The sequence below is a fragment of the Konateibacter massiliensis genome (genome assembly GCF_900184995.1).
GTDB lineage: Bacteria > Bacillota > Clostridia > Lachnospirales > Lachnospiraceae > Lachnotalea > Lachnotalea massiliensis.
Map to the genome: position 1 here is coordinate 1385864 of NZ_LT860099.1, position 7890 is coordinate 1393753.

The 7890-nt window shown below is 37.4% G+C and carries 8 protein-coding genes; 1 reads left to right on the forward strand and 7 read right to left on the reverse strand.

Going from position 1 to position 7890, the window contains the following annotated elements; all coding sequences use genetic code 11:
- Window positions 1–10 precede the first annotated feature (10 nt).
- The 7 genes from CTY48_RS12185 to CTY48_RS12215 all read right to left on the reverse strand — a co-directional run bounded on the left by CTY48_RS12185 (window position 11) and on the right by CTY48_RS12215 (window position 7173).
- On the reverse strand, window positions 11–478 hold the full coding sequence (locus CTY48_RS12185; RefSeq protein ID WP_180272723.1) for a chemotaxis protein CheD: 468 nt from the start codon (window positions 476–478) through the stop codon (window positions 11–13).
- 8 nt (window positions 479–486) lie between these two features.
- The gene (locus CTY48_RS12190) at window positions 487–1512 is read right to left on the reverse strand and encodes a protein-glutamate methylesterase/protein-glutamine glutaminase (RefSeq protein WP_099468756.1); all 1026 of its coding nucleotides are present in this window, start codon (window positions 1510–1512) and stop codon (window positions 487–489) included.
- A gap of 82 nt (window positions 1513–1594) precedes the next feature.
- Window positions 1595–2419: a CheR family methyltransferase gene (locus tag CTY48_RS12195; RefSeq protein ID WP_099468757.1), complete on the reverse strand. Its 825-nt coding sequence runs from the start codon at window positions 2417–2419 to the stop codon at window positions 1595–1597.
- Window positions 2420–2442: 23 nt separating this feature from the next.
- Window positions 2443–4137: a methyl-accepting chemotaxis protein gene (locus CTY48_RS12200; protein WP_099468758.1), complete on the reverse strand. Its 1695-nt coding sequence runs from the start codon at window positions 4135–4137 to the stop codon at window positions 2443–2445.
- 42 nt (window positions 4138–4179) lie between these two features.
- A complete protein-coding gene (locus CTY48_RS12205; protein WP_099468759.1) occupies window positions 4180–4674 on the reverse strand; it encodes a chemotaxis protein CheW in 495 nt (164 codons plus the stop codon).
- 35 nt (window positions 4675–4709) lie between these two features.
- Complete coding sequence (locus CTY48_RS12210; protein ID WP_099468760.1) at window positions 4710–6788, reverse strand: chemotaxis protein CheA; 2079 nt, start codon at window positions 6786–6788, stop codon at window positions 4710–4712.
- Window positions 6789–6810: 22 nt separating this feature from the next.
- Window positions 6811–7173, reverse strand: coding sequence for a response regulator (locus tag CTY48_RS12215; protein ID WP_099468761.1), 363 nt, complete (start codon window positions 7171–7173; stop codon window positions 6811–6813).
- 324 nt (window positions 7174–7497) lie between these two features.
- Between CTY48_RS12215 and CTY48_RS12220 the strand changes: the two genes are divergently transcribed.
- Window positions 7498–7845, forward strand: coding sequence for an arsenate reductase family protein (locus tag CTY48_RS12220; protein WP_099468762.1), 348 nt, complete (start codon window positions 7498–7500; stop codon window positions 7843–7845).
- Window positions 7846–7890: the final 45 nt, after the last annotated feature.

The following is a 7890-nucleotide window of genomic DNA, read 5'->3' on the forward strand; positions in this document are numbered from 1 at the left end:
CACCTCACTTTTATATTTTAATTGGTTGGGTTGTCACTAATACTTTTCCTTCCTCCACGTTAAGGTGTAACGTGCGGCTTATATACCCTCTTGTTTCTTCCACTGCATAAGAGAGATGCAAATCTTTTAGTATCAGTTTAACTACCTCTACATTTTTTTCTCCTATTTTAAATACATCTTCATAAATGGAATCTGCCCCTCCATATATACTGATAATAAGTTCTTCTTTTTTGCATCCGTATTCATAGCACATTTGATGAAGCATAGCCGGAAGCCCTGTTGTTGCATAATACCCTGGACGCTCTATACGCCCCTCTTCTTTTGGCGGATAGGGCAACGCAATATGCAGCATACCCGCTACACTCTTTAATGGACAATACGCAACCACTGCCACACAAGAAGAAAGTGCATAGGTAGAAATAAAATCCTCTTTTCGATTTGATATAATATATTCTCCAATTCCCACTACTTTTTCCATTGTCTTCTCTACTCCAAGAAAGAGCATATTGTACCGGCTATATTCTTAAGTGGAACCTGCCGTTCTACTGCTCCAATATTATAAGCTACCTTCGGCATTCCGTATACCACACTGGTTGCTTCATCCTGTCCTATGGTTCTGGCTCCGCTTCGCCTCATGCTTAGAAGCCCTTTGGCTCCATCGTATCCCATTCCTGTCAGAATAATTCCAATCGCCTTATCTTTTCCTTCCTTTGCAACAGATTCAAACAGTATATCAACAGAAGGACAATGTCCGTTGACTTTTTCTCCTTCCAAACATTCTATCTTGTATCTATCCCCCATCTTTTTTACCTTCATATGCTTATCTCCAGGGGCCAAAAGAGCCTGTCCTGCCTCCAAATAATCTCCCGTCTTCGCCTCTTTTACTTTAAGATTAGTAGAAGAATGCAGCCTCTCCGCAAACATTGCAGAAAATACAGGAGGAATATGCTGTACAATAACAATTCCGGGTAAGTTTTTCGGCAGTTGTTTTAAAATAGTATAAATCGCCTCTGTTCCCCCCGTGGAGGCTCCTATCGCAATTATCTTTTCTGTATTTTGACTAAAATTTCTTATTAGCTTAGGAGACGCAACGCTTGTTTTAGAGGGAAGCACTTTGGCATATGAGGCAATTTTCACTTTTTGAATCATTTCCATTATAAAATATTCTACGTTCTTTACTACCATCAAATCCGGTTTGGCTACAAAATCAACTGCCCCTGAATCCAGAGCATCGAACACAGATGTATTTAGGGCACTAACCATAATAACCGGCAGAGGATATTGCGGCAGTAATCGTTTCACAAATTCGATACCGTTCATTTTTGGCATTTCTACATCACAGGTCATAACATCCGGATGATATTCTAATATTTTATCTCTTGCCTCAAAGGGATCTTGTGCTACGCCAACCACCTCTATATCGCTGTCAGTCGAAAGTCCTCTTGCCAATATTTCTCTGAATATTATGCTGTCATCTACTATCAAAACACGAATCTTTTTTCCTTGTTCCACTTATACACCTCACCCCATCCATTGATGGTGATTTAGCTGATGACTACCAGCTGTAAAGCCCCCATCTGAATTAAGTTTTACTTTATATTTTTTCTCCCTTTCTATATACAGATGGAATGACATATTTAAATGGTGACTCATCTCGATCGATTGTTTCGGAATGACCGATAAATAAGTAGCCTCCATATTCCAAAGATTCATAAAATTTTTGTATCAGATTTCTTTTGGTATTTACGTCAAAATATATCATTACATTGCGGCAAAAGATCACATGAAATTTACGTTTAAACGGAAAGGTTTCTTCCATTAAGTTAAACTTTCGATAAATGATTTCCTTTTTTATTTTATCTGTTATGACAAAATGGTTATGGTCCATCTTTTTTAAGTAATTTAATTTCCATGCGGGAGGAAGGGGATGTACCTCCTCATTGGTGTAAATCCCCTTTTTTGCCTTATCCAATGCAAAGCTGGATATGTCAGTTGCCAAAATTTTAGCATCCCACAATAGTGCGTCTTTTCCCAAATACTCATCTATAAGCATTGCCAACGTATACGGTTCTTCCCCTGAAGAGCAGCCTGCACTCCATATCCTGAGATCTTTATCTGTGACTTTTTCTTTTAGCATCGGAAGTGTGTAATCCCTAAAATAGTAAAAATGGTTGACCTCTCTCATAAAGAAGGTATGGTTTGTTGTAATTTTATTTAGTAAGGTTTTTACGCCTTCTCCCGATTTATCTCTCATGAGAAAATCATAATACTCTGTAAAACTTTCAAACCCATACTGAATTAGCACATTATTTAATCTTCCTGTCACCAATGTCTTTTTCTCTTCTTTTAAGTTAATGCCGTAATTATTGCGTATATACTCTGCTAATTGAGTGTACTCTTTCTCTGTGATTGGTTTCATTCATCGTCCCTTCTAACATAGCACTAATATTTTCCAAACTCGGTATCGCTTAATGCTATGCTTTGTTTCGATGAGGAAGATGTGTTATTTCTTTTTTTATCTGACATATCATCAAGCATTTTAAGTACTTCCGGATTAAATTCATCGTATTTCGGATAATCTTTGCTGCTGTTTCTTAATTTGAATTTGCTTACCATATCTTTTAGAAGCTCTGCCTGACTTGACAATTCTTCGCTTGCTGCGGCACTCTCTTCTGAGGTTGCAGAATTCGTTTGCACTACATCAGACACTTGCATAATTCCCTGATTAATTTGTCCGATTCCGAGAGCTTGTTCATTGGAAGCTGTTGCAATGTCCTCTACAAAAACAGCTACCTTGTCAATCTCTTCAACAATTTCCGTTAAAGAAATCGCTGTTTCTTTTGCAATCTTTGTTCCGCTCTCTACCTTTTTTATAGAGCCTTCTATCATATCTGTTGTTTCTTTTGCTGCTTTTGCGGAACGAGCTGCGAGGGTTCTTACCTCTTCCGCAACTACTGCAAAGCCCTTTCCGTGCTGTCCTGCTCTCGCTGCTTCCACAGCGGCATTGAGTGCTAAAATATTTGTCTGGAATGCAATATCATCAATTACCTTTATAATTTTGAATATATTACTCGATGATTCATTAATTTCTTCCATTGCCTCAAGCATTTCCTGCATTTGTACATTGCCATGCTCTGCACGAGATTTCGCTCCTCCTGCCAGCTCATTGGCTTGGTTTGCATTATTCGCATTTAATTTTGTTTGAGATGATATTTCTTCTAACGATGCCGTTAGTTCTTCTACAGAACTTGCCTGCTCTGTTGCTCCTTGAGAGAGTGCTATACTGGAATCCGATACCTGCCTTGCTCCCGTTCTTACTTGCTCTGCCGCAGAATTAATATTGGACATTACATCATTCAGCGTATTATTCATTCGTTTAAATGCAGCCCCTAAAATACCTATTTCATCCTTGGATTCTATATCTACGGAAACGTCCAGATTTCCGTCTGCTACTGCATCTGCTACTACCATCAGCTTATTAAGCTGCCTGCTTATTATACTGGAAAGAATCAATCCGAATAAAATAGCTATGATAACGCCTACCAAAATAACAGCACTCACAACTGCCGTTTGTCTGGAAAAGTTTTGAGCATTCTCCTCTATCGCCAATTCAGCCATTTTAGTATTGGAGTCTACTAATTTTTGTAATGCTTCGTCCGAATGAATTCTTGCCTCTGTTACAGTAGCTAAGGAATCTAAAGCCTCCTTATATTTCTGATCCTTAACTAATTCTAAGTTTTCATCACGCAGTATCTCATAGGTCTCAAGAGTACTCATAACATCGTTATATAACGTCTCGTTTTCACTGCCTTTTACTATGGTTTTTCCATATTCCGAAAGAAGCGCCTCACTTGCATCTGTCAATTCATTTACTTTGTTCTGTCTATCAGCAAAGATTGAGGGATCTTGCTCATAAACAGCCAGAACATGATTGGCTCTGATATCCTGTAGATTAATTTGTATCGTCTTGAGGTCTCGTACCGGAATAAAATTGCTGTTATACATCTTTTCACTTCTGCTATTAATTGTATTCATATTGCTAATACCAACGATTCCGACAATACCAGTAAAAATTGCAAGAACTATAAAGCAAATAATAAGTTTAGAACGAATTTTTATATTATAAAACCATTTCATATCGTAGCTCCTCCTCGTATGTGGATTAAGTTTCATTTTATCTTACATCGCCATGCTTATATCTTCTAACTCATTCTCTGTTAATAGCTTCTCACAATCCAGCAACAGAAGAATTTGACTTCCTACTTTTCCTATATTTTTTACATACCTATTATGAAATCTGTGGTTTACCTGAGGCGGCTCTACAATATCCTCTTCCGCAATTTTTAATACCTCGGAAACTCTGTCTACAACAATACCAATTAATACATTTTGAATATCCACAACTATAACGCAAGTCCTGTCATTATAGTCTCTGGGTTCTTTTTTAAATCTGATTCTGACATCCATAATCGGTATAATTTTTCCTCTTAAATTAATAATACCTCTTACATATTCCGGAAGCTCCGGTATTGCTGTAATTTCCTGAATGCCTATAATCTCCGTTACATAGTCAATTTCTATTCCATAGCTTTCCTTATCTAAGGAGAAGGTCAAAAATCTTCCTTTTTGAGTGTCTTCTTCTCTTTCTTCATAAAATTCTGTGGTATGATCCATATTCTCATCTCCCTTTACGGCATCATCAAACCTCTCTACATCGCAATCAGTTGGGTAACATCAAGTATTAAGCTAATCCTTCCATTTCCTAACAGGGTACAGCCTGACAATCCTTTTATCTTTTTAAAGTTTTGAATATATTCCGGTAATGTTTTTACTACGACCTGCTGCTGTCCTAACAGTTCATCTACAAAGAGACAAATACCTCCTTCCTCCTGCTCTATCATGATAAAAATTCCTTCTGTAAAATCTGTGACACTACTTCTTATCCTATGTATCGCATGCAATCGTAAAATGGGATAGCAATTTCCTCTCACCATTATCATCTCATTGTTATTCGGATCGGTTATAAGATCCTCTTCTCTTGGTCTAAAAGACTCTTTAATGGCTATGGTTGGCAAGGTATAACAAGCGTCCCCTACTTTTATGTTCATTCCATCTATAATCGCTAAGGTTAATGGTATTTTTAACGTTATCGTAGTACCCTTTCCGGCAGTGCTCTCTACCGATACAATGCCGCCAATCGACTCAATATTCTTGGACACTACATCCATCCCTACTCCGCGTCCCGAATATTCAGATACATCTTCCTTCGTAGAAAAACCTGGCAGTAAAATAAGATTATAAATTTCCTTATCTGACATATCCTCTTCTCTTTTATATAACAAATCACTCTTTCTTGCTTTCGCCAGAATTTTTTCTTTGTCCAAACCTTTTCCGTCATCCTTAATAATAATTAAAACATCACTTCCTGCATTTTTTGCCTCTATTGTTATCGTTCCTTTTGGAGGCTTATGAAGTGAAGCTCTATCTTTCATAGGCTCTATTCCATGGTCTACCGCATTTCTTACCAGATGCATTAACGGATCCGAAATATGTTCGATAATATTCTTATCTACCTCTGTCTCTTCACCAATAATATCAAGTTCAACCTCCTTTCCTAAATTCTTGCACATATCTCTTACCACTCTATGCATTTTAATAAAGGTAGCGGATAGAGGAACCATCCGAATGGACATTACAATGTCTTGTATTTCACTCGTTATTTTGTTTAATTGCCTTGCCGCCTTATAAAAATTATCAATTTCAAGTCCCTGCAAATCAGGGTTTTGTATCACCATCGATTCCGCAATTACCATTTCACCGACTAAATCCATCAATTTGTCCAGTTTCGGTATGCTAACGCTAATAAGGCTTTTGGAACCGGATGCTTGTTTTTCCTTTTCATTATCCTCGCCGGATTTAGAAGAAACTTGCGGCATTTTAATCGGACTGCTTTGTATATTATTTAACAATCCTTCTGCTGACTGCTTCTTCTCATAAGCTTCGTTCCATTCTTCTTCCTTCTCTAATTGTGTCAGTTCCAAATCCTTTAGAAATATGGTTTGCATGAAGAACTCATGGATTTTATCATAAGGCTCGTCTGATTTTAAATAAATTTTAAAGCCTTCCTTGCGTATAGCAGGGGCGGCATCATCACTATCAATAATGTCCTCCGGCAAAAAATAAAACTCGGTTGTAATATCTTCCAGGTTATGAATAATGGTATATGCACGTATATTTTCCATTTCACAACCCTCTTCAAAATACACAATAGCCCTATACATGTTTCTATATACCGCAACTATATTTTTATCTTGCCTGATATAATATTGAAGCGGCTCTGCCGCTGAACTTTCTTTTTTTAATGTACTGCTATTATTTTCTGTTTTTAGAATTGTTAAAAATGCTTTTATCCTATCGATTAATTCCTCAGGATTGGCGGAGATGTCCTCCCCCCTCTTTATCTTATCTACGTCTTCTTTCAGACAATCGACTCCTTCCAGCACTAGGTCCGAAAGCTTGGAACAATCAATTATCTCAGGATTTTCTTCTCGCAAATAATAAAATACATCTTCCATGGAATGCGCCAGCACAGAGACAGATGTAAACATCATCATGGCAGCAGAACCCTTAATCGTATGCATAATTCTAAATATCTCGTTAATAGCATCGGCGGAAAAGCAGCTTCCTTTTTCACTGGCAAGTATAATTTGCTCTAGCTGTTCAATAAGCTGCGTAGTCTCAAACAAGAACATATCCAGCATCGGTTCATTCGAATACTGTTCTGACATAACTTCACCTCCTCGTATCACATCATGCTGGAATAATTTTCTCCAATGCCTTTATTAATTGCTCTTCCTTAAAAGGCTTTACGATAAACGATTTAGCGCCATTCATAATGGCATCTTTTACCTTTTCCTCCTGCCCCATGGCAGAAACCATAATAACCTTTACGTTTCTGTCCAGTTGTATCATTGCCTTCAGTGTGTCTATCCCTGACATTTCAGGCATTGTAATATCGAGGGTAACAATATCCGGCTTTAAAATCGCAAATTTTTCGACTGCTTCTCTCCCATCACCTGCTTCCCCCACAACTTGAAAACCATTTTTTTCTAATGATGTCTTAATGGTTAATCTCATAAAAACAGCATCATCTACAACAAGAACCTTTTTCATATATAACCTCCTCATTTATCAAAGTTTTCAAATTTTTTATGATATAAAAAACTTGTCATATAATCACCTATCATGGCAATCACTTATCAACATTCTAATTCTCTGCTTATTATTTGTCAATTCAATTTATCAATATTTTATAAATAAACTTTTAATTTATGATTTCAAAACTTTATAGTCCCTCTTAATCAAAAATACCTCTTAATAGTCCCTCTATATTCTCTCTTTGTCAGTAAATCCATACTCGCCTCCTTGTCATAAAAGCTCATGCATGGTAGAATTATGGAAATAAAATAATAGATTAATCAGAAAAGAGGACTCCGTATGCTGTTTGTTGAATATCCAAAATGCTCTACCTGTCAAAAGGCAAAAAAATGGTTGGATGCCAATGGAATGGAATATACTGACCGCCATATTAAAGAAAACAATCCTACTTATGAGGAGCTGAAAGAATGGCATGAGAAAAGCGGACTGCCGCTGCACAAATTTTTCAATACAAGCGGAATGTTGTATAAATCCATGCAGCTTAAAGACAAGCTGCCAGACATGTCTGAGGAGGAGCAGCTTCATCTGCTCGCCACCGACGGCATGCTCGTCAAACGTCCCTTGGTTGTAACCGAAACAACGGTTTTAATCGGCTTTAAGCCGGATATCTGGGAGCAGTTAAAATAACTTTACTTGCCATGAATCAAAAATATGGCGGTTCAGATATTTCTG